The organism is Gibbsiella dentisursi (assembly GCF_039539505.1).
GTDB classification, from domain to species: Bacteria; Pseudomonadota; Gammaproteobacteria; order Enterobacterales; family Enterobacteriaceae; genus Gibbsiella; species Gibbsiella quercinecans.
The window spans coordinates 1,018,609-1,039,944 of the sequence record NZ_BAABDG010000002.1 but is presented as its reverse complement, the minus strand read 5'-3'; the positions used below and the strand labels follow the sequence as shown (position 1 = coordinate 1,039,944).

Annotated in this window: 16 protein-coding genes; 5 read left to right on the top strand and 11 right to left on the bottom strand. The window is 59.1% G+C overall.

Translation table 11 applies throughout. From position 1 onward, the window contains the following. Together ABFX35_RS05100 and ABFX35_RS05095 are read right to left on the bottom strand one after the other, a co-directional pair. Positions 1–1,377 carry a hypothetical protein gene (locus ABFX35_RS05100; RefSeq protein WP_346079582.1) on the bottom strand — a complete coding sequence of 459 codons (1,377 nt, stop codon included), beginning with the start codon at positions 1,375–1,377 and terminating at the stop codon, positions 1–3. An 8-nt stretch (positions 1,378–1,385) separates the two neighbouring features. Next, positions 1,386–2,045, bottom strand: coding sequence for an O-methyltransferase (locus ABFX35_RS05095; protein ID WP_095844962.1), 660 nt, complete (start codon positions 2,043–2,045; stop codon positions 1,386–1,388). Between the two features lie 176 nt (positions 2,046–2,221). On the opposite strand from ABFX35_RS05095, the gene ABFX35_RS05090 reads away from it, so the two are divergent. Continuing rightward, positions 2,222–2,869 (top strand): TetR/AcrR family transcriptional regulator, encoded by a 648-nt coding sequence (locus tag ABFX35_RS05090; protein ID WP_279027122.1) that lies wholly within the window; start codon positions 2,222–2,224, stop codon positions 2,867–2,869. A 45-nt stretch (positions 2,870–2,914) separates the two neighbouring features. On the opposite strand, the gene ABFX35_RS05085 is transcribed toward ABFX35_RS05090, so the two are convergent. The 4 genes from ABFX35_RS05085 to ABFX35_RS05070 are packed head-to-tail and all read right to left on the bottom strand — an operon-like array spanning position 2,915 to position 11,885. Further along, positions 2,915–4,336 carry an efflux transporter outer membrane subunit gene (locus ABFX35_RS05085; protein ID WP_346079579.1) on the bottom strand — a complete coding sequence of 474 codons (1,422 nt, stop codon included), beginning with the start codon at positions 4,334–4,336 and terminating at the stop codon, positions 2,915–2,917. A gap of 6 nt (positions 4,337–4,342) precedes the next feature. Further along, positions 4,343–7,441, bottom strand: coding sequence for a multidrug efflux RND transporter permease subunit (locus ABFX35_RS05080; protein WP_346079577.1), 3,099 nt, complete (start codon positions 7,439–7,441; stop codon positions 4,343–4,345). Then, entirely contained in the window at positions 7,438–10,662 is a 3,225-nt protein-coding gene (locus ABFX35_RS05075; protein ID WP_346079575.1) for an efflux RND transporter permease subunit, read from the bottom strand. The genes ABFX35_RS05080 and ABFX35_RS05075 overlap by 4 nt, the downstream gene beginning before the upstream one ends. Continuing rightward, positions 10,659–11,885, bottom strand: a complete 1,227-nt coding sequence (locus tag ABFX35_RS05070) for an MdtA/MuxA family multidrug efflux RND transporter periplasmic adaptor subunit (protein WP_346079573.1) — start codon at positions 11,883–11,885, stop codon at positions 10,659–10,661. Before ABFX35_RS05070 ends, ABFX35_RS05075 begins: the two co-directional genes overlap by 4 nt. A gap of 619 nt (positions 11,886–12,504) precedes the next feature. On the opposite strand from ABFX35_RS05070, the gene ABFX35_RS05065 reads away from it, so the two are divergent. The 3 genes from ABFX35_RS05065 to ABFX35_RS05055 all read left to right on the top strand — a co-directional run bounded on the left by ABFX35_RS05065 (position 12,505) and on the right by ABFX35_RS05055 (position 15,801). Then, on the top strand, positions 12,505–13,539 hold the full coding sequence (locus ABFX35_RS05065) for an FUSC family protein (protein WP_346079571.1): 1,035 nt from the start codon (positions 12,505–12,507) through the stop codon (positions 13,537–13,539). A 269-nt stretch (positions 13,540–13,808) separates the two neighbouring features. Further along, positions 13,809–14,519 carry an oligogalacturonate-specific porin KdgM family protein gene (locus ABFX35_RS05060; protein WP_346079569.1) on the top strand — a complete coding sequence of 237 codons (711 nt, stop codon included), beginning with the start codon at positions 13,809–13,811 and terminating at the stop codon, positions 14,517–14,519. Further along, on the top strand, positions 14,482–15,801 hold the full coding sequence (locus tag ABFX35_RS05055) for a histidine-type phosphatase (RefSeq protein ID WP_346079568.1): 1,320 nt from the start codon (positions 14,482–14,484) through the stop codon (positions 15,799–15,801). Before ABFX35_RS05060 ends, ABFX35_RS05055 begins: the two co-directional genes overlap by 38 nt. A gap of 40 nt (positions 15,802–15,841) precedes the next feature. Here the strand turns inward: ABFX35_RS05055 and ABFX35_RS05050 are convergent, their stop codons facing one another. From ABFX35_RS05050 to ABFX35_RS05040, 3 genes are read right to left on the bottom strand one after another with little or no spacing between them, the layout of a single operon-like run. Beyond that, positions 15,842–16,357 carry a ClbS/DfsB family four-helix bundle protein gene (locus ABFX35_RS05050; RefSeq protein WP_346079567.1) on the bottom strand — a complete coding sequence of 172 codons (516 nt, stop codon included), beginning with the start codon at positions 16,355–16,357 and terminating at the stop codon, positions 15,842–15,844. Between the two features lie 44 nt (positions 16,358–16,401). Then, on the bottom strand, positions 16,402–17,244 hold the full coding sequence (locus ABFX35_RS05045) for a PhzF family phenazine biosynthesis protein (RefSeq protein ID WP_346079565.1): 843 nt from the start codon (positions 17,242–17,244) through the stop codon (positions 16,402–16,404). Positions 17,245–17,282: 38 nt separating this feature from the next. After that, positions 17,283–18,224, bottom strand: coding sequence for a LysR substrate-binding domain-containing protein (locus ABFX35_RS05040; RefSeq protein ID WP_346079563.1), 942 nt, complete (start codon positions 18,222–18,224; stop codon positions 17,283–17,285). Between the two features lie 93 nt (positions 18,225–18,317). Here ABFX35_RS05040 and ABFX35_RS05035 point away from each other — a divergent pair, with 93 nt between their 5' ends. Beyond that, positions 18,318–18,800 (top strand): GNAT family N-acetyltransferase, encoded by a 483-nt coding sequence (locus tag ABFX35_RS05035; RefSeq protein WP_346079561.1) that lies wholly within the window; start codon positions 18,318–18,320, stop codon positions 18,798–18,800. Positions 18,801–18,836: 36 nt separating this feature from the next. Here ABFX35_RS05035 and ABFX35_RS05030 read toward each other — a convergent pair whose 3' ends face one another. Together ABFX35_RS05030 and ABFX35_RS05025 are read right to left on the bottom strand one after the other, a co-directional pair. Next, positions 18,837–20,273, bottom strand: coding sequence for a glycoside hydrolase family 1 protein (locus tag ABFX35_RS05030; protein ID WP_346079559.1), 1,437 nt, complete (start codon positions 20,271–20,273; stop codon positions 18,837–18,839). A 199-nt stretch (positions 20,274–20,472) separates the two neighbouring features. Beyond that, positions 20,473–21,336: a ribokinase gene (locus ABFX35_RS05025; protein WP_346079557.1), complete on the bottom strand. Its 864-nt coding sequence runs from the start codon at positions 21,334–21,336 to the stop codon at positions 20,473–20,475.

Sequence of the window (21,336 nt, the reverse complement as noted above, 5' to 3'; positions counted from 1 at the left end):
TTATTCTCCTTCGCCGTTTCTGGCTTTCATTTGTTTCAGTTTATCGACTATCGCCGCTGCAGCCGCTTCCGCCGCGCCTTTGGCATAGGGCGAATTGCGCGCTTCATAAGTGAAACGCGCATAGCTTTGCGCATCGGGCAGGTATTTGGCCGCGCCGTCGACCATGGTGGCGACGAGGGTCTGCGGATACGGCGATGCCGCACGGATCTGTGCGCCAACGCGGGCAGCCAGCTCTGGCTGCATTCCCACCAACACCATGGCGCCAATACGCATCATTACGAGCGGTACAGCACGCGTTTTGGCACTGGGCGGATAGTTGAACGCGGTAACGGGGCCGGTGGGCCGATCTTCCGGCGTAATCTCTTGCGCGGCCACGTTTATCTGCGCGCGCCGTACCGCCAGCGAGGCCTGGGATGCCGGCGTAATTTGCCCGGCAACCTGCACCACGCCGGCGCCGAGCCGCTCGCCCAGCAAATCCACCAGCGTGAACCCCGCTTCGTGCACATCAATTTGGCCCACGCTGCCGTCGCCGTTGACGACGTGGCGGTTGGCCTGCAAATACGGCGCCTGATCCCCGGCCGCCCCCACCAGGAACAGCGCAACGGTATCCGAACCGTAATGTGCCTCAACGTAACGCGCCGCGGCGCCGGCAAGATCGGCGGAAATCAACTTCCCGCCGGCGGCCTGCTGCGAGCCGTCCATGATCGACGACTGCACGGCAAAGTTCATCAGCAGCGCCAGCGGCTTGCCATCACGGCCATCAATGCGCAATACGCCGAGGAAAGGATCGGCAAAACCGGCATCGTTGGCCCCCAGCCACCAGCCGTGCGGCGTCGGCACGTCGCGGTTCACATTCACCCGGCTGGTGCCGGCGCCAAAGCCCAAACGGGCTGGCTGCAAACTGGCGTTGGCGTGCTCCGCAGCGGTGCGCAACGCGGCAAGCACCGCGCGCCAGGCGGCTTCATTACGCACGGTGTCCGTACCAGCGGGCGCTTGCCCGGCCGGAAAAATATGCGGAGTGGAAAAGGTGTGGCTGGCGCAAACCAGCGTGTTGTCAGGCGGCACGCCCGCCACCTCGGTCAGGATGGTTTTTATCGCGCTGATCATGCCCTCGGCGATCGAGGTCAGATCGACAACCACGATGCTCAGGCGTTGGCGGCCGTCATCCAGCAGCAACACGCGGACGGCCAGCGGATCGTGCACGCCGGCAAAGCCGTCCAGCGGGAAAAGTGCGGCGGGAAAGACGATCTCCGCCCGCCCGGCGCCAGCCCGGAGCGCCGATGCCATTGCCGTGCCTGCTGCCGCGACCAACGGTTGCAGCAGCGCCGCCGCCCCCAGGCCGATGCCCGTTAACAGAAATTGCCGCCGTGATTGCATACCAGACCTCAACCGACCTTCAGCGCCAGCTCCGTGCCGCGTTTGATCGGCAGGGTGACGGAGATAAACCCATTAGCAGGATCGCGAATGTATTCCAGGAAATCCGGCTCGGCATTATCGTTCAGCACATAGCCGCCGGTGCGTAACTGCGGCGCGATAATCTCAATGATCTGGCGAGCGAGCGAAGGCCCCTGCTCAACCGGCCAGCCGTCGATCAACGCAAAATCGATAGGTTCGCCAAGGTCGCGCAGCGTTTCGCGTGCGTCGCCCACGCGAATATCCGCATAGTCCGCCAGCCCGGCATCGGCCAGATTGCGCCGCGCCACATCGACCTTCGCCTGCACATACTCCGCGCCGATCACCAACCCACCGCCGTTGTCGCGCATCGCGGCGGCAAAATACAGCGCCGACATGCCAACCGAGGTCGCAAAATCCACCACCCGTTTCGCCCCCATGCCGCGGCACAGCAGGTATATCAGATCCCCCTGATCGGGGTGAATGGAAAAACCGTAATCGGCGAAGGCCTCGGGCGCCTTGCCCGCAGCGCCCTGAAACGCACCCGGTTCCGGGAAACGCCGCGCGGCGTTCATCCGGGCGATAACCTCAAGAACGCGGGGATCCCGGATAGGGCTTGGCCCTGTTCCCTGGGATGGAATAGCCTTTGGCATGATCAACCTCCGTTACCTCATCTAACCGTAGCAAAGCAACCCAGGCCGCTCAAACGCGGCCGATGTTCGCCGCAAGCCGGGCCTGCCTTGAAGAAAGTCTTGCCCACTGATATGGTACTAGAATAGTACCATATTGTAGCCGATGCAGGCTGTCAATGAGAAAACCAGGAGAACAGATGGACGTCACCCCCAAAAAAACCACGCCCAAACGCGGGCGGCCAAAAGTGTTCGGGGAACAGGAACGCCGGCAGTCCATCATCGCCGGGGCCTATGAGGCCTTTATCGAACTGGGGTTTGCGCGCACCACAACGGCCGTTATCGCGGCAAAAGCCAAAGTTTCCAAACGCGCGATCTATGAAGTATTCAGTAACAAAACGGCGCTCTTCGCCGCCGTGATACAAGAGAAACAACACCTGATCCTGGCTCTGCCGCGCCCGCCGGGTGAAGCACTGCCGCTGCTGGAAACGTTGATCGAAATTTTCCGCCTGAACATTGATCAGGAAACCGCCCGCGCGCGTGAAGCGATACTCAATTTGATCGTCAGGGAATCTATCCAGTTCCCCGAGCTATCCGATTACCTCTACGAAAACGAAATCATTCGTTCACGGGAAGCGCTTATCGAATGGCTCCAACTGGAGGCTGAACGCGGTCGTATGGTGGTTGACGATCCCGAGCTCTGCGCCGGGATGCTGATGGATATCGTATTTGGTGCGCTGCTGCCGCGCAGAAGAACACAACAGGCGCCGGACTATGTGCGCCGCGCGGCGCACATTAAACAACGGCTGGCGATATTCCTGCGCGGCATCCAGGCTGGCCCGGCATAACGCCCGCCCGCCGACATCAGGGGAAGGCATGCCGCGCCGGCGCCGCTATGGCGCCAAGGTTTTCGCATCCCAGCCGCCGCCCAGCGCCGCAATCAGTTCCACGCTGGCCACCCACTGCGTGCTTTGCAGCGACAGCAGGCTTTGCTGCTGGCTCAGGCTGGCGTTTTCCGTAGTGGCGACGTCCAGGTAATCAATCATACCGGCCTCATACTGATTGCGCGTCACGCGTGCCGAATCCTGCGCCGCAGTGGCGGCACGCTGCTGCGCGGCCAGCTCATCCTGCAGGGTATTCAACTGCACCAGATAGTTTTCCACCTCGGTAAAACCCTGCAGCACCGCCTGGCGGTAGCTGGCGACGCTGGCATCATAGGCGGCACGCGCCTGTTCAACCTTCGCCGACGTCGCGCCAAAGTCCAGCAGCGTGCCGCTCAGCTCCGGCCCGAGCGACCAGACGCGGTTCGGCAATGAGATCAAATTATGCAATGCCGAACTGGTGAAACCGCCGCTGGCGCTCAGCGTCAGATCCGGGTAGTAACCGGCGATCGCTACCCCCACCGCCGCATTCGCCGCCGCCACGTTGCGCTCGGCATAGGCGATATCCGGCCGGCGCTGCAACAGTTCCGATGGCAGCGCATGTGGGATCGCCGGCATGGTTGCACTCAGCGGCGCGGCGGCCAGGCTGAACTCCGCCGGCGTTTTGCCGATCAGCAGCGCAATCGCGTGTTCCAGCTGCGCCCGTTGCCAAACATAATCCAGCGCCGATGCTCTGGCGCTCTCCAGTTGCAGTTGCGCCTGCGCCAGCGTGCTGCGTGATTCGGCGCCGGCCTGATATTTGTTGTTGATCACCTGTAGATAGCGTTCATAGGCCTGCACGCTCTGCTGATACAGGGCGATTTGCTGATCCATGATGCGCAACTGGAAGTAATCCTGCGCCAGCTCCGACTGGGCGCTCAGGGTAATGTTGGCCAACTCGGCCTGGCTGGCCTGCGCGCTGGCCTTGTTCTCTTCCAGTGTGCGGCGCAACTTGCCCCACAGATCCAGCTCCCAGCTGGCGCTGGCCTCGGCCGAGAAACTGTTACTGACGGAACGCTGGCTGGAACCGCTGCTGCTGGCCTTGCTGCCGCTGCGGGTGCCCGAGCCGGTTCCGCTGATCGTTGGGAACAGATTGGATCGCGATTCCGCCGCCAGCGCTTTAGCCTGGCGATACAGCGCCTCATACTGCGCCACGTTCTGGTTCGAAATACTCACCTGGCTGAGCAACGACGATAGCGTGGCATCGTGATACACTGCCCACCATTCGCCCTTGTTGACCTGATCCTGCGGTTTAGCCTGCTGCCAGCCTTTGGCTTCCTTATACTGCAACGGCACGCTGGTGGGAGCCGGGCGCTGATAATCGGGCCCCACGGCGCAGCCGCTGAGCACCAGGGCAAGAAAAAGCGGAGTAAAGGCAATATTTTTCAGTTTCATAAACGGTTATTCAGCATGGCGCAAACGCTGCCACTGACGACGAGTGGCGCGGCTGGCGCGATCAAGATAAAGGTACACCACCGGCGTGGTGAACAGCGTAAGTAACTGGCTGAGCGCCAGGCCACCGGCAATCGCCAGGCCCAGCGGGCTGCGCAAATCGGCGTCGCCGCCGCTGCCCAGCGCCAGGGGCAGCGCGCCGAAGAACGCCGCCAGTGTGGTCATCATAATCGGGCGGAAACGCATCAGGCAGGCCTGGGTGATCGCCTGCTGCGGCGACATGCCCTGCTGGCGTTCGGCCATCAGCGCAAAGTCGATCATCATGATGGCGTTCTTCTTCACGATACCGATCAGCAACAAAATACCGATCAGCGCGATCACCGTAAGCTGGGTGTTGGTCAACAACAGCAACAGCAAGGCGCCCACGCCGGCCGACGGCAGCGTTGAAAGAATGGTCAACGGGTGGATATAGCTTTCATACAGCATGCCCAGCACGATATACACCGCGGCCAGCGCCGCCAGAATCAGCCACGGCATGGTGGCGGTCAGTTCGCCGAACTCACGAGCTGTGCCGGTGAAACCAGCCTGCACGTCGCTCGGCAACCCGATCTGCGCCATGGCGTTTTTGATCAACACCTGCGCCTGCTCCAGCGAAACGCCGTCCTGCAGGTTGAAAGCGACGGTACTGGCAGCGGATTGCCCCTGATGCGCTACCGACAGCGGCGCGGTGTCGCTGCTGAAGGTCACGAAGGCAGACAACGGCACCTGATCGCCGTCGTCGTTCACCACGAACAGCTCTTTCAGCGTATCCGGATCGCGGGTGAAGGTGTCATCCACCGACATCACCACGTGATACTGGTTGAGCGTGTGATACAGGGTGGCAATCTTGCGCTGGCTGAAGGCGTTATTCAGCAGGGTATCGAGCATATTGACATCAATGCCCAACCGCGAGGCCTTGTCGCGATCGATATTGATCATCACTTCCTGCCCGCCGTTCTGCGCGTCGGAATCCACGCTGGTCAGTTGCGGGATCTGCGCCAGCGCCGCCTGCACTTTCGGCGTCCAGGTACGCAGGGTACTGAGATCGTCCGCCTGCAGGGTGTACTGATAGCTGGCGTTGGCGCTGCGGCCGCCGACGCGCAGATCCTGCGCGGCCATCAAAAACAGTTGCATGCCGGCCAAATGTTGCGCTTTGGCACTCAGGCGGTTGGCGATTTCGCTTGCCGTGGCGCTGCGCTGGTTAAAGTCTTTCAGATGCACGAAGAAGTTGGCGCTGTTGCGCGAACCGAACGCGCCGCTGCCCATCGACGCCATCACCCCGTCCACGTCCGGATCTTCGGCGATCAGTTTGGCCGCCTGTTGCAGCTTGGGCTTCATCGCCTGGAACGAGATGTTCTGATCGGCGCGCACCATGCCCATCAGCAGCCCGGTATCCTGGGTCGGGAAGAAGCCTTTCTGCACCACGGTGTAAAGGAAAACGTTGAGCATCACGGTCAGCAGCAGGCTGAACAACGTCAGGCGCTGGTGCTTCATCACCCAGCCCAGCCCGCGTGCATAGGCCGCCAGCAAAGCGTTGAGCTGATTTTCAATCCACTGGTACAGCGGATGCGGCCGTTTCGTCACCGCCGGTTTGCGTTTCAGCAGCCGCGAACAGAGCATCGGCGTCAGCGTCAGCGACACCAACATCGAGATCAACAGCGACACCGTCAGCGTCACCGCAAATTCACGGAATAACCGCCCTATTACGCTACCCATCAGCAGGATCGGAATAAACACCGCCACCAGCGATAAGGTCATCGACAGCACGGTGGAGCTAACTTCCCGCGCCCCTTTCAGCGCCGCCCGCACCGGGCTAAGGCCGGCTTCGATATAGCGGGTGATGTTTTCCAACACCACGATGGCGTCATCCACCACAAAACCGGTGGCGATAATCAGCGCCATCAACGACAGGTTATCCAGGCTGTAATCCAGCAGATACATCACCGCACAGGTACCGATCAGCGATACCGGCAGCGCCAGCGCCGGGATAATCACCGCCTGCACATTGCGCAGGAACACGAACACCACGGCGATCACCAGCAGCACGGCGATCAGCAGCGTCTCTTCGGTGTCATACAGCGAGGCGCGCACGGTGGTAGAGCGGTCGACCACCAGCTTCAACTGGGTATCCGCTGGCAGTTCCTTTTGCAGATCAGGCAGCAATGCTTTGATCGCATCAATGGTTTGCAGCATGTTGGCGCCCGCCTGCCGCGTCACGCCAATCATCACCGCCGGCTGTTGGTTGTAGTAACCGGCCTTGTATTTGTCTTCGATCGCATCATAGACCGTCGCCACGTCGCTCAGATGGATCGCCCGGCCGTTCTGATAGCTGACCACCAGGTTGCGATACTGCGCCGCTTTATCCAGTTGGCCGTTATTGTCCACCACCCACGATTGGCTGTTGCCGTTCAGAATGCCTTTGGGCAAGTTGGTGGTGCTGTCGGCAATGGCGGCGCGCACCGTATCCAACGAAACGCCAAAGTGGGTCAGCATCTGCGGCTGCAGATCGATACGCACCGCCGGCAGCGCGCTGCCCATCAGCGACACCTCGCCGACCCCCTGCACCTGGGCGATTTTCTGGTCGATCTTGCTGTCCGCCAGATCGTAGAGTTCGCCGGCCGGGCGCGTTGCCGAAGTCAGCGCCAGCATCACGATTGGCGCATCGGATGGGTTGGCCTTGCGGTAGGTCGGCAGCGTCGTCATGCTGCTGGGCAGCAGGCTGCGGGCGGCGTTGATCGCCGCCTGCACGTCGCGCGCCGCGCCGTTGATATCGCGGTTCAGTTCAAACTGCAAAATGATATTGGTGCTGCCGGACGAACTGCTGGAGGTCATCTCGGTAATCCCGGCGATCTGCCCCAGCGCCCGCTCCAACGGCGTCGCCACGGTGGCGGCCATGGTTTCCGGGCTGGCGCCGGCCAATGAGCCGGTCACCATGATGGTGGGGAAATCCACCTGCGGCAGCGGCGCCACCGGCAGCAGGCGATAACCCAGCATGCCAAGCAACAGGATCGACAGCGTCAGCAACAACGTGGCGACCGGACGGAAGATAAACAACCGTACCATATTCACTCCCCGCCCTGAGACTGCTGCTGCGCTTTACGCATATAGCGTTTCCCGCGCTGCGCCAGGCCGTCGAACCACAGATAAATCACCGGCGTGGAGAACAGCGTCAGCACCTGGCTGACGATCAAACCACCGACGATCACCAGCCCCAGCGGCTGGCGCAGCTCCGCACCGGAACCGGAAGCCAGCATCAGCGGCAACGCGCCAAGCAATGCCGCCATGGTGGTCATCAGAATCGGCCGGAAACGCAGCAAGCAGGCCTGATGGATCGCTTCACGTGGGCTAAGGTGCTGATGGTTCTCGGCCTCAAGCGCAAAGTCGATCATCATGATGGCGTTCTTCTTGACGATGCCGATCAGCAAAATCACGCCAATCAGCGCAATCAGGCTGAATTCGGTGTCGGCCAGCAACAGGATCAGCAGTGCCCCCACCGCCGCCGAAGGCAGCGTCGACAGGATAGTGATCGGATGAATAAAGCTTTCGTACAAGATGCCCAGCACCACGTACATGGTGAGCAACGCCGCCAGAATCAGCCACAGCGTGTTGCTGTTGGCGCTCTGGAAGGCGGAAGCTTCCCCCTGGTAGCGCAGGGTAATGCTCGAAGGCAGTTCCAGTTGCTTGCTGACCTCGGCAATCGCCTGCTGCGCGTTTTCCAGCGAATAGCCGTCATTCAGATTGAACGACACCGTGACTGCCGGGAACTGGTTCAGCCGCATATGCATCAACGAACCAGGGCGCTGATGAATGGTGGCGATCGAGGTCAGTTTCACCATGTTGGCCGTCGAACTGCTTGAGCTGGTCGAACTGGTTGACGACGACGTGGAGGACGTTGAGCTCGTAGAAGACGTCGACGTCGACGTTGAGGATGAGGATGACGAACTGCTGCTGTCGGAAGACACCGTACTGGCCAGCCAAACGTCATCGAACGACGCAGGGGACTGCTGATAGGCCGGCGCCACTTCCAGCACCACTCGGTACTGGTTCGACTGGGTAAAAATGGTCGAAACCAGGCGCTGCCCGAAGGCGTTGTATAACGCGGTATCCACATCGGAAGCGGTAATGCCGTAGCGCGCCGCTTTATCGCGGTTCAGCTCAACATAGGCCACCTGCCCCTGATCCTGCAGGTTGCTGACCACGTTGTTGAATTCCGGGCGTTTTGCCAACGCCGCCACCAGCTGCGGCGACCATTTCACCAGGTTTTCGCTGTCGGCGTCATCCAGCGTGAACTGATACTGGCTCGGCGTCACCTGGTCGTTCACCGTCAGATCCTGCGCCGATTGCATATACAGCTCGATGCCCGGCACGCTGCGCACTGCTTGTTTCAGCTCGGCGATCACCGTGTCGGCGCGATCGTCGCGCTCATCGAACGATTTAAGATTGATTTGCAGGCGCCCGCTGTTCAGGCTGGTGTTGTTGCCGTCGATACCGATGGTAGACGACACGCTCTCAACCGCCGGATTCTGCAAAATCACATCCGCCAGCGCCTGTTGCCGCTTGGCCATTTCACCAAAAGAAACATCCTGCGATGCCACGCTGATCCCCTGAATCAACCCGGTATCCTGCGTCGGGAAGAAGCCTTTGGGGATAATCAGATAAAGCAGCGCCGTCAGCACGAAAGTGCCCAGCGCCACCAGCAGCGTCAGTTTCTGATGGTTAAGCACCACCGTCAGCAAACGATCGTAGCCGTGGATCAGCTTGTCGAAAAACTCCCCGCCCTTGCGCGAAAAGCGCGACTGTTTTTCCGGCGGGATGTGGCGCAGCAAATAAGCGCACAGCATCGGGGTTAAGGTTAACGACACCAGCATCGACACCAGTATCGCCACCGCCAGCGTAATGGCGAACTCACGGAACAGCCGCCCGACCACATCGCCCATAAACAGCAGCGGGATCAGCACCGCAATCAGCGAGAAGGTCAGCGAGATGATGGTGAAGCCAATCTGCTGCGAGCCTTTCAGCGCCGCTTGCATCGGCGTTTCGCCCTCCTCCAGCCGGCGGGAAATATTCTCCACCACCACGATGGCGTCATCGATAACGAAGCCGGTGGCGATGGTCAGCGCCATTAGCGACAGGTTGTTGAGGCTGAAATCGGCCAGATACATCACGCCGAAGGTGCCCACCAGCGACAAGGGAACCGCCACGCTTGGGATCAGCGTCGCGGCGATATTGCGCAGGAACAGGAAGGTCACCATGATAACCAGCGCAATCGACAGCATCAGTTCGAACTGCACGTCGCTGATTGAAGCGCGGATGGTCTGCGTGCGATCGGACAATATCTCCATTTTCACGCCATCCGGCAGCGCCGCCTGCAGCGTCGGCAGTTGGGCTTTAATATTATCCACCACCGAGATGACGTTGGCGCCGGGCTGGCGCTGCACGCTGATGACAATCGCCGGGCTGCGGTTAGCCCACGCTGACTGATAGCTGTTTTCCGACGCTTCTTCAATATGGGCGATATCGTGCAGGCGCAATGCCGCACCGTTCTGGTAAGCCAGAATCAGGTTGCCGTACTCTTCGGCGGTGCGCAGTTGGTCATTGGCATCAATGGTGACCGAGTGGTATTTACCATCAAAACCGCCCTTCGAACCGTTAACGTTGCTGTTGCCGATCAGCGTATTGACGTCTTCCAGCGTCAATCCCCGCGCCGCCAGCGCTTTCGGATCCACCTGCACGCGGATTGCCGGTTGGTGCCCGCCGGCCAACGTCACCATACCCACGCCGGAAATCTGCGACAGCTTGAGCGCAATACGGGTGTTCACCAGATCCTGCACTTTGATCAGCGGCAGGGTATCGGAGCTGGCGGCCAGAGTGATCACCGCGCTATCCGCCGGGTTAACTTTTTTATAGGTCGGCGGATTGGGCAGATCGCTTGGCAGCAGGCTGTCGGCGGCATTGATGGCCGCCTGCACTTCCTGCTCGGCAACGTCCAGCGACAGATCGAGCGAAAACTTCAGGGTGATCAGCGAAGAACCGCTGCTGCTGTTGGAGGTCATCTGGCTCAGGCCAGCCATTTGCCCCAGTTGGCGCTCCAGCGGCCCGGTCACGGATGACGCCATGACGTCCGGGCTGGCGCCCGGATAGAGCGTCGTTACCTGGATGGTAGGATAGTCAACCTGCGGCAGGGCGGAAGTCGACAGTGTGCGATAAGCAAAAATCCCGGAAATCAACACGCCGACCATCAATAAGATGGTCGCGACCGGGCGCTCAATAAATATTCGTGACGGGTTCATTGAGCCTTAGCGCTCCCACTGGCCGCGCCGGTCTGCGTCTGTTCCGCCGTCACCACACTGACTTTGCTGCCGGTGGCCAGGCGATCGACACCTTCCGTCACCACCCGATCCCCCGGCGCGACGCCGGAAATAATCGCCCGCTGGTCGTCACCGAAGCTCGGCCCGGTTGCCACCACCTTGCGCGTTACGGTGTTGTCTTGGTTGATCACGAAGACAAAACTGCCGTCGCTGCTAAGCTGCAGCGCCTGGGAAGGAATTACCGTCGCCTGCGACAGCAGGCCGATTTGCAGCCGCACGTTGACGAACTGGTTGGCGTACAGCGCCTCATCCTTATTATCGAACAGGGCTTTTAACTGCACGGTGCCGGTGCTGGTATCGATGCTGTTGCTGATGAATTGCGCTTTGCCCTCGGCAAGCTGCGTTTTGTTATCCTGATCAAACGCGGTTACCGGCATGCTCTGCCCGTTATGTAACGCTTTCAGCAGCACCGGAATATTGCTTTGCGGCACGCTGAAGGTCACCGCCGCGGGTTGAGTTTGCGTAATGGTAACGATGCCGGTGGTATCGCTGCTGGTCACCATATTGCCCGCATCCACCAGCCGCAGGCCCACGCGCCCGCTGATCGGCGCCGTGATGCGCGCGTATTCGATATTCAGCTTGGCGGCGGCAATCTGTGCTTCATCGGCTTTAATCGCCCCGCTGTACTGCCCGACGGTGGCGATTTGCGTATCCAGATCCTGGCGGGAAAGCGAATCCTGCGCGAACAGCTTTCTGTAACGGGCCAACGTGAGCTGCGCGCTTTTCAGCAGCGCCTGGTTTTCACTCAGCTCGGCCTGGTACTGCGCCAGCGTGGCCTGGTAGCTGCGCGGATCGATCTGCGCCAGCAACTGGCCGGCTTCCACCTTCTGCCCTTCGGTAAAATAGACTTTCATGAGCTGGCCATCAACCCGGCTGGTCACCGTTACCATGGCGTTCGGCGTCACCGTGCCCAGGGCATTGAGGTACACCGGCACATCAGCCTGGGTGGCGGTTCCGGCATGAACCAGCGTATTGCCACCGCCCATCATCATCCGGCCAGGCCCGCCGTGACCACCTGGGGCACGCATACCGGTTTGGCCGCTCTGCCCTTGTGGCCACAGGCGCCAGACCACGCCGGCAACGATCAGAACCAAGATAACAAGTAACAGAAGTTTCAATAATCGAGAACGCGATGGCTTAGTCATGAAAATCTTAATGTTGATGAGAAAAGGACACCTCACCCACTTGCGGGATAAGGAAAGTATATACCCTTGATACTTCACGTTGCCGATGTGCTGGCTTTGCGGCAACCCGAATTATTTTGGGTATCTACACAAAATCATTCAAGATGCATCGAGGCGGCAAGTGAGGAAATCCCCGGGAGCAGAGATAACTCTGTGACCGGGGTTTCTGAACGCAGCCAACAAAGAAGCAACTTGAAGGATGACGTGTATATACCCTTCATACTTCAAGTTGCAGGTGTGTTGGCTTTCCTCGCTCACCCCAGTCACTTACTCCAGTAAGCTCCTGGGGATTCGCTGCGTTGCCGCCTTCCTGCAACTTGAATTATTTTGGGTATAGATGCTTATTATCGTCAACTATGTTAGCTGCTTTCTATAGCTGAACTGTAAGGTTTTCGTTAAAAGGCTTCAGTATTTCCAGCAGCCGGCGGATGCACCCACGGCCAGCCGCCGCCAACAGGCGTGGATAACCTCAACAAGCCCCCACCGCGCCATGCAATTTGTTCCCCCTTCCCCCGCCGCCCGTTAGGCTACACTAGGCTTTAGGATACGCCCGTTGCCCATCAGATTCAGGAGACACCGTTTGCCGATTCGCCTTCCCATCACCTTGCAGCAGGATATGTTGCTGGGGCTGTGCTGCTTGCCGGCCATTATCGTGATTTACCTGGTCGGCTTTGCACTGGATCGCGTCCCGGCGGCAAGCGTGGTGGCAAGCGGCGCATTAACGCTGGCGTTTGGCGCCAACAAAACCTGGGGCGGCTCAGCGTTTTCATTGCTCATCACCACCACGCTAGGGCTGGCTTTTTCGTCCTGGCTGGGCTGCCTGACGGGAAACGTTTTACCGTTGTACATCGCCGGCGCCATGCTGTATGCCGGGGTTTACGTCACGATGGCGAACGTGGACAGCAGCGCCTGGTGGATGGTGCTGCAATGGGCGATCGCCTATCTGGTTTCCGGCTATTTCGCCGGCTCCGCGGAACACGCCGCCGCCCGTGCGGCCATGACGGGCGGCGGCGGCCTGCTGCAAATGCTGTTTCTGGCGTTGATCTTCCGCCGTTACGGCTTCCACCGGCAAGATTTCAGCCCACGTTCCTGGCTGCGTTTTTTGCGCATCACCACCAGCAAATACAAGCGCAAGATCCATCTGCAATGGTCGATTTTTTACGCCCTGCTGACCATGTGCCTGGCATTAAGCACCGTTGAACTGCTTCATATGAAAAATGGCTACTGGGCCGGTATGACGTTGCTGTTTTGCCTGCGCAACAACTATAAGGACACGGTGGAGCGGGTGCAGGCGAGAGTGCTGGGCACGCTGATGGGCAGTATCCTGGCGGCCACGCTGATAGCTTATTGGCACAGCCCGCTGTTGCTGGTCTGCGGGTTTATTTTGTTTGGCTATATCGCCTTTACCTTTTCCTATTCGCTGATTTCAAAATCCTATTTTATCTTCACCTTTTTCGTCACTCTGATGGTGGTGTTTATGATTTCCAGTCTGGGTTTCTCACAGGTGGATGTCGCCACGCATCGCCTGGAATCAACCGCGCTCGGCGGGATATTTGCGATCTTTGCCGTCATGATGACCCGTCTGTTTACCCGGCGGCAAATCGTCAATAAATGAACCGCGATTGCCGCGCCGAAGAATAAGCGCCAACCCCAGGCATAATGGCCTGGTAATGTTCTCACGACAATCCTCCCCCTGAAATATAAATGGCACTACCATAATTAATGTTTAAACATTTCAGTATGAATAATAATTTTTCATGAAGATTTTATTAAGAAAAGAATAGTTCCCCCTTGGTGTCTTGCTTTTATTTTTTCGCGCTGAAAAAATAGCGCCTTCGCAGGACATTATATCCTAAATAATTATCAATTAGCTGAACAAGACAAATGTATAATCGTAATTTATTTCTTTTCCCCTGTTTGCTTTTTTCCATAAATGCTCATGCATTATCGCTCTCTTGGGCGCACGAATTCGCCGACGTTACCCGTGAGCATACCGATAAGTTTGAATTAAACCACAGCTTTGAAAACGGCCTTGGCGTCTCGACGGCGCTTGAGTACTCACCGCGCGAAACCGAAGACGGCCGCAGCGGCCAGGCGTTCAACCATTTAAAAAATAAAAAGAAGGTGTTCGGCATTGATTATGCGATTAATGCGCCGGCTAACTTTACGCTAACGCCCGGCCTGTCGCTCAATCTGTATGATGAGAAAAAAACCTGGAAGCCGGGGTTAGAGATCCGATGGGATTATAATAAATCGCTGGCTTTCGTCACGCGCTACCGCTATGAAATAACCGACTATGATGAAAAACCTACCAAACACACACACCGTATTGATATCGGTGCCAAATATAAAATACAACCGGTAACACTGATCTATAAATACGCACGTTACTTTAGCGACAAACCAATTTATGCTAAAAAAGACACCGACTATAAGCACGAGGTGGCCATGAAGGTTAAATTCTTCACCCATTGGAAATATGTCATGGAAGTCAGTAATGAGTCAGTGGCAAAAAACAGCGAACGCCGGCAGACGGTCTACACCACGGGGGTTGAATATGCTTTTTACCCCCCGCCAATACGGCCACATGTATAAACACATGCTCAGCGCCGCCCTGTTAGCCCTGAGCGCCTCGTTGTTGGCCGCCACCCCGGCGCATGCGGCAGGCGAACGCTACACGCTGGAAAAAGTGGTGATGCTGAGCCGCCACGGCGTGCGCCCACAAACCGACACGGAAAAGCTGAACAAGGCCACTGGCCGGCAATGGCCGGAATGGAACGTCGAGGACGGCCACCTTTCCGGCCACGGCTACGCCGGCATGGTTAACCAGGCGGCTTACCAGATCGCCAGTTGGCGCCGCGCCGGGTTAGCGCTCGGGCCGGCGTGCCCACCGGCCGGTGCGGTGTTTGCCTGGGCTAGCCCACTGCAACGCACCAGAGCCACCGCGCAGGCGCTGCTTGACGGCATGTTTCCCGGCTGCGGCCTGGCCGCCGGCCACACCCGCAACCGCTACGATCCACTGTTTCAAAGCGTAGACATGGGCCTGGCGAAGCCGGATAAAGCGCTGGCCAGGCAGCAGATCATGGCGCGCATGGGCGGCAGCGAAGCCGCGGCGGCCGCGCATTATCAGCCCGACGTGGAACGCCTGCGCGCCGCGGTTTGCGCCGACGATACGCAAGCGTGCGCCTTCCTGCACGAACCGTGGAAGCTGGTTGAGAAAGAAAACGGTTTTGCGCTGAAAGGCCCGCTGTCGCCCGGAGCGAATATCGGCGAAACTATCCGCCTGCAATACAGCGAAGGGTTGCCGCTCAGCCAGGTCGCCTTCGGCCATGCCGCCAACGCCAAACAGGTGGCGGCTCTGATGGCGCTACACGCGGCGAAATACGATTTGATCAGCGATACGCCGGAGCTGGCGCGCCATGGCGGCACATTACTGATGGCACAGCTCGCCACCGCACTGAAGCAGGGCACGCCGCTGGAACAGCCGGCCGCCAAAACCCCTGCCCCACGGCTCACGCTGTTTATCGGCCATGACACCAATATTGCGCAAATCCACACCATGCTAAACATGAACTGGGCGCTGGGGGAATACCCGCCCAATGACATCCCGCCGGGCGGCAGCCTGGTTTTTGAACGCTACCGCGATAAACGCAGCGGCCAACGTTTGGTGCGCTTGGCGTTTACCGCCATGTCACTGGATCAGTGGCGCAGCCTGCACCGCATAGACGCCACCCACCCCATGCTCAGCAAGGATTACAGCGATAAGCATTGCCATAAAACCGCGCACGGAACGCTGTGCCCGCTCGACCACGTGCTGCAGATGATGCAACGCGCACAGGTTGCCGGCATCAACACCCCTCAGCCGATTTTCCAGTAGGGGCTAACACCAGCGCCAGGCTAGGCTGTGTCATGCATTATTACGGGACACAGCCTACTTTTCGCAGTGCGTTTAGCCTGCCGCTGGCGTTCTTATACGGTGACGCCGTGTTGAACTGAATCATCCGGCCGCGCGTCCATTTGCCGTACCACGGCTGGCCGTAGAGCGCCTCATCGCTAAAGCCGTCAATCAACGCGATAATCTGCCGTTTATTATCGGCAAGCCGCATCAGCAGGGCGCCGTAGTCCGTAATCTGCGTATAATCACGGTAAAACTTTTGCGCCAGCAACCCCAATTGGTTCCACTTAAAACCGTCTTCGGGGAAGGCGATTTCAAGGCCTTGCCTTTCTTTCGCATGCCAGGACAAAACCAGTTCCCCCCAGCCAATCAGATAGGCCACCAGTTGGGCAACGCTCATTACGCTGCCCTTGGCATGCCCCGGCATCAGCGGCTCAAACGCCTTTTCTGCCGGTATGTCGGCCAGTTTTTTCATCAGCAGCGCGAAATTGCTGTTCACCGCTTTGATCAATGCGCCTTTTGATTCCGGCACGGCCATCGTCACTTCCTTTTGTTTTCCCTGCCATAATCGGGGGCAGCCGGTTACTCCGCCGTCATCCGGCGCGCGGTGCCGGAAACACGGATTGACGCCCCCGTAACCGGGGTGATGTCAGCGTGAATACGCGAAGGCATCCCCATATCCTCACCCTGAATAATATCGATCGCCCCGGCGTGCGGCCAGGCAATATCCCGCAGATAACCCGCATAAGCGGCCGCCGCCGCGCCCGTTGCCGGATCTTCATACACCCCGCCGGAGGCGAACGGATTGCGACAATGAAAGCGCTGCGGCGTTTGCGCATAGGCCAACATGATGGTGGCCCAGCCCTCACGCAGCATCAGCGCCTGCCCGGCGGCGATATCGTAATGCATGGCCGCCAGCGCTTCACGCGTGTTGAGCGTCAAGGCAAAGTGATCGGCGCCGCCATGGATACGCGCCGGTGGGATCGCACTGCTGACATCACCAGGCGTATAGCCAAACAACGCCAACACTTCGGCCACCAGCGGCGCTGAAGCGGGCGCGCTATGGGTCGGCGGCGACTGCAACACCGCTGAAAGCCGGCCTTCGGCCTGCGCCCCTTCAACGGTGATCGTCGCCTGATTAAGCACCAGAGTAAATACCCCGTTCCCCTGGCGCAGAGCCAACGCCGCGCCCAGGGCGATGGTCGCATGGCCGCAAAACGGCACTTCCATCTGGGGCGAGAAATAGCGCACCCGCCAGCCCTGTTCACAGGGCGCCGCGAAAACCGTTTCCGAATAGCCCACGTCGGCCGCGATCCGCTGCATCTCGGCAGGATCCGGCAGTTGTTCGGCGATCAGCACCCCCGCCGGGTTGCCGCCCGTCTGACCATCGGAAAACGCGGCAATACGTAAAATATCAATGCTCAACGGATCTTCTCCTGCCCAAGATGAGATGCCGGTGCGGTTCACTCGCCCGCAACAGCCAATGCGCCGGGAAAAGCCAGCGCGCGGATTTGCTCGGTTAGCCAACGGTTGGCCTCGCGGCGTTGGTTACGCCGGTGAGAATAGATTTTGATCCGGTACGGCGGCACGTAAAACGGCAATTCATGTATCGCCCAATGGTGCAATGGCACCAGCTGCCGGGCGGCAAACGCCGGTAGCGTCATAAACAGCCGGCTCTGGGCGATGATAAACGGCGCCGCCAGCAGCGAAGGCATGCGCAAAGCAATGGTGCGCTGCCGCCCCAGTTTATCCAGTTCGTAATCAATCGCCCCACGCGCCTCGTTCCAGGGGGTGATTACCACGTGCTTTGCCGCCAGGTATTCGGCCAGCGACAGCGGCGTGAGATTATTGCGCTGCGCTGCCGCGGTGATGGCGACGTAGCGATCCTCCATCCAGTCAATCTCGTCAATATCCTCATGCAGGCTATCGGTAGATTCGGTGAAACCCAGCGCGAAATCAATACGCCCGGCCAGTAAATCCTCGATCGCCACTTTTTGATCGCCATGCAACAGTTGAAACTGCAAATGCGGCGCGCGCTCCTGCAGGGCGGCCATTAACGTCGGGAAAAGGCAAAACGCGGTGTAATCGGTGACGGAAAAGGTAAATTGTTCATGGCTGTGCAACGGCGCAAAGCGCGGCTGGGTATTCAGCTCGCGCTCCAGGGTGCGCAAGCTGTCGCCGATGGTCGCCGCCAGGCTTTCCGCCAATACCGTTGCGCGCATTTGTTGGCCGGAGCGGTAAAACAGCTCGTCGTTCAGCGCATTGCGCAGGCGCCCCAGTGCGTGGCTTAAGGCCGAGTTACTCATTGCCAGCTCGTCCGCCGCGCGCGTAACCGACTGGTGGCGATAAATGGCGTCAAAAACCAGCAGCAGGTTGAGATCCATCCGGCGTAAATAAGAATGCATAAAATTCACTGTCTATTGATGATATTGCACTTCATGCAGTATAGAGCAGTGATTATGATGACGCATCACTGATAAACACACTGGAAAACCATCATGACATTACACATCCGCCCGGCGGAAAAGCGCGACGCCGCCACTATCTTTTCGTTCATTTGCCAACTGGCCGAGTATGAAAAGGCGCTGCACGAGGTGAAAACCACCCCGGCGGAAATCGAAGCAACGCTGTTCGGCGAGCGGGCCGCCACCGAAGCGTTGATCTGCGAATCGAACGGCACGCCAATCGGCTTTGCGGTGTTCTTCAGCAGCTATTCCACCTGGTTGGGCCGCAATGGCATCTACCTGGAGGACTTATACGTCGCCCCTGAATACCGTGGCCAGGGCGCCGGGAAAGCCTTGCTGAAACACATTGCGCAACTGGCCGTCGCGCGCGGCTGCGGCCGGCTGGAGTGGAGCGTGCTGGACTGGAACCAACCGGCGATCAACGTGTACAACCGGCTGGGCGGCGAACCGCAGGCGGAGTGGATCCGCTACCGGTTGGAAGGGGACTCTCTGCACAACATGGCTACCGCGCAATGAGGCTTGCCGCCCCGAGCCCTCGGGGCGGCCTGGCGATTAGCCGATATCATTGCCGTTGGTGGCGATCACCTTCTGGTACCAGTAGAAAGATTTCTTCTTATAACGGTTGCCGCTGCCGGCGAGAGTATCGTCCAGATCGACATAGATCAGGCCGTAGCGCTTCGACATTTCACCGGTGGACATGCTGACCAGATCGATACAGCCCCACGGGGTATAGCCCATCAGCTCCACGCCATCCTCAATCGCTTCGGCCATCGCTTCAATGTGCTGGCGCAGATAATTGATGCGGTAATCATCGGCCACATAGTGGTTGGCGTCCGGCTGATCGATCGCCCCCAGGCCGTTCTCGACGATAAACAGTGGCTTTTGGTAGCGATCATACAGCTGATTAAGCGCGATGCGCAGGCCAACGGGATCGATCTCCCAGCCCCACTCGCTGGCCGCCAGGAATGGGTTGCGCGCCCCGCCCAGCAGGTTCCCCTGCGCCGCCTGGCTATCCGGGTCGGTCTTATTGACCGTCGACGACATGTAATAGCTAAAGCCGATGTAATCCACGGTATGCTGCCGGATTAACGCCAGATCGCCAGGTTCGATGGCCAATTCCACACCGAGCGTTTCCCACAGGCGTTTGGCATAGTAAGGGTATTTGCCGCCGGCCTGCACATCCGCACAGTAGAAGTTGAACGCCTGCGTTTCTTGCAGGGCGGCCAACTGGTTAGTAGGGTTGCAGTCATAGGCGTAGGTGGTGGCGTAGAGGATCATACAGCCGATCTGGATATCCGGGCGGATCTCATGGGCGATTTTCACCGCCATACTGCTGGCAACAAACTGGTTGTGCCAGGCCTGGAATTTGGCCTGGGCCTCCAGCGCGCCGGTCTTGACGATCAGCCCCTGGCTCATCACCGGGAAATGGGCGGCACTGTTGATCTCGTTGAAGGTCATCCAGTATTTGACCTTGTGGCCAAAGCGCGCCAGCACAGTGCGGGCAAAGCGTTCATAGCAGGCGATCAACGCGCGGTTTTTCCAACCGCCATAGGCGGTGGCCAGGTGCAGCGGCATTTCATAGTGGGAAATGGTTACCACCGGTTCGATACCGTGCGCAATACAGGCGTCAATCACCCGATCGTAATGGCGCAGGCCGGCTTCATTCGGCGTTTCTTCGGTGCCATTCGGGTATATCCGGGTCCAGGCGATGGAAAAGCGGTAACACTTAAAGCCCATTTCGGCAAACAGCGCGATGTCTTCGCGAAAGCGGTGATAATGGTCGATGCCTTTATGGTTAGGGTAGCTGTACTTTTCCGGCTCAATGGTGAAGTCAAATTCGGCCGATGAAACAATATTTAACCGCTGCTTGCCGCCTGGAATCGCATCGACAATCGACAGCCCCTTTCCCTCCTGATCATAAGCCCCTTCAACCTGGTTGGCGGCCGTAGCGCCACCCCATAAAAAGCCTTGCGGAAACCGATTTTTCATTGAGTTCGTCTCTGTATGAACGCGGGTTGTGTCACAGCACTCGCTGGCCCGTGCGGCCAGGCGGCGCTATTTGGCTAGCCATCCGTCCTTGCGCGATGGCGGCGCACAGAGATTCTAAAATAAAAGCAGGGAAGCCGACAGCCCGGCGGGCGGTTAGCGCCCCCAACCGCAGCCGGGGGCGAATAACCTCAAGAGAGAGTCAGGAATGTGGGCGCGAAACGTGCTCGGCGGCGGCCTGATTTGCGTTGGCCACCGCCTGCGCCAGAGGGTGGCCCTGTAACAGCGAGGTGCACAACATGCCCATAAAGCAGTCGCCGGCGCCGTGGGTGCTGATCAACACCACTTTCTGCGCCGGCAGGGATTGGCTGCGCTTCCCCGCTTCACAGAAAGCCACGCCGTGTTCGCCGGCGGTGACCACCACCGCCGGGTAGGCCTGGCTCAACGCTTCGGCGGCGGCGCAGGCACCGGGCAGATCCGGCACCGGGATGCCGCTCAGATCCCGCGCTTCCACCGCGTTGACCACCAGCAGATCGATACAGGATTGCAGGGCTGTGCTCAGCGCCCGGGCGGGCGCCGCATTCAGGCACACCGTCACGCCGCGCTTTTTCGCTTCGCTGGCCGCCTGCAGGTTCACCGCCTCCGGCACCTCGTTTTGCAACAACAGCATGCTCACCTGGTTCCACACGGCATCATCATGAAACAACTGCGGATCGATATGGTTATTGGCGTTTGAAACCACCACCGCGCCATAGTCGCCTTCCGCATCCGTGATCGCAACGCTCATGCCGGAGGGCGAGGCGGCGGTCACTGCCACCTGCGCGTGGTCTACGCCGTGCTGGTTGAGCACCGAGAGCAAAAATGTCCCCTGGGAATCCGCCCCCACCGCACCGGCGAAGCTCACCTGCGCCCCGGCCTTGACCGCCGATACCGCCTGGTTGCCGCCCTTGCCGCCGAATTTATAGGAACAGGCGCTGCCGATAACCGTTTCCCCCTTTTCCGGGCGGTGATGCGCCTGCAGCATGATGTCGTAATGGAGACTGCCGGTAACGAGTATTTTACCCAT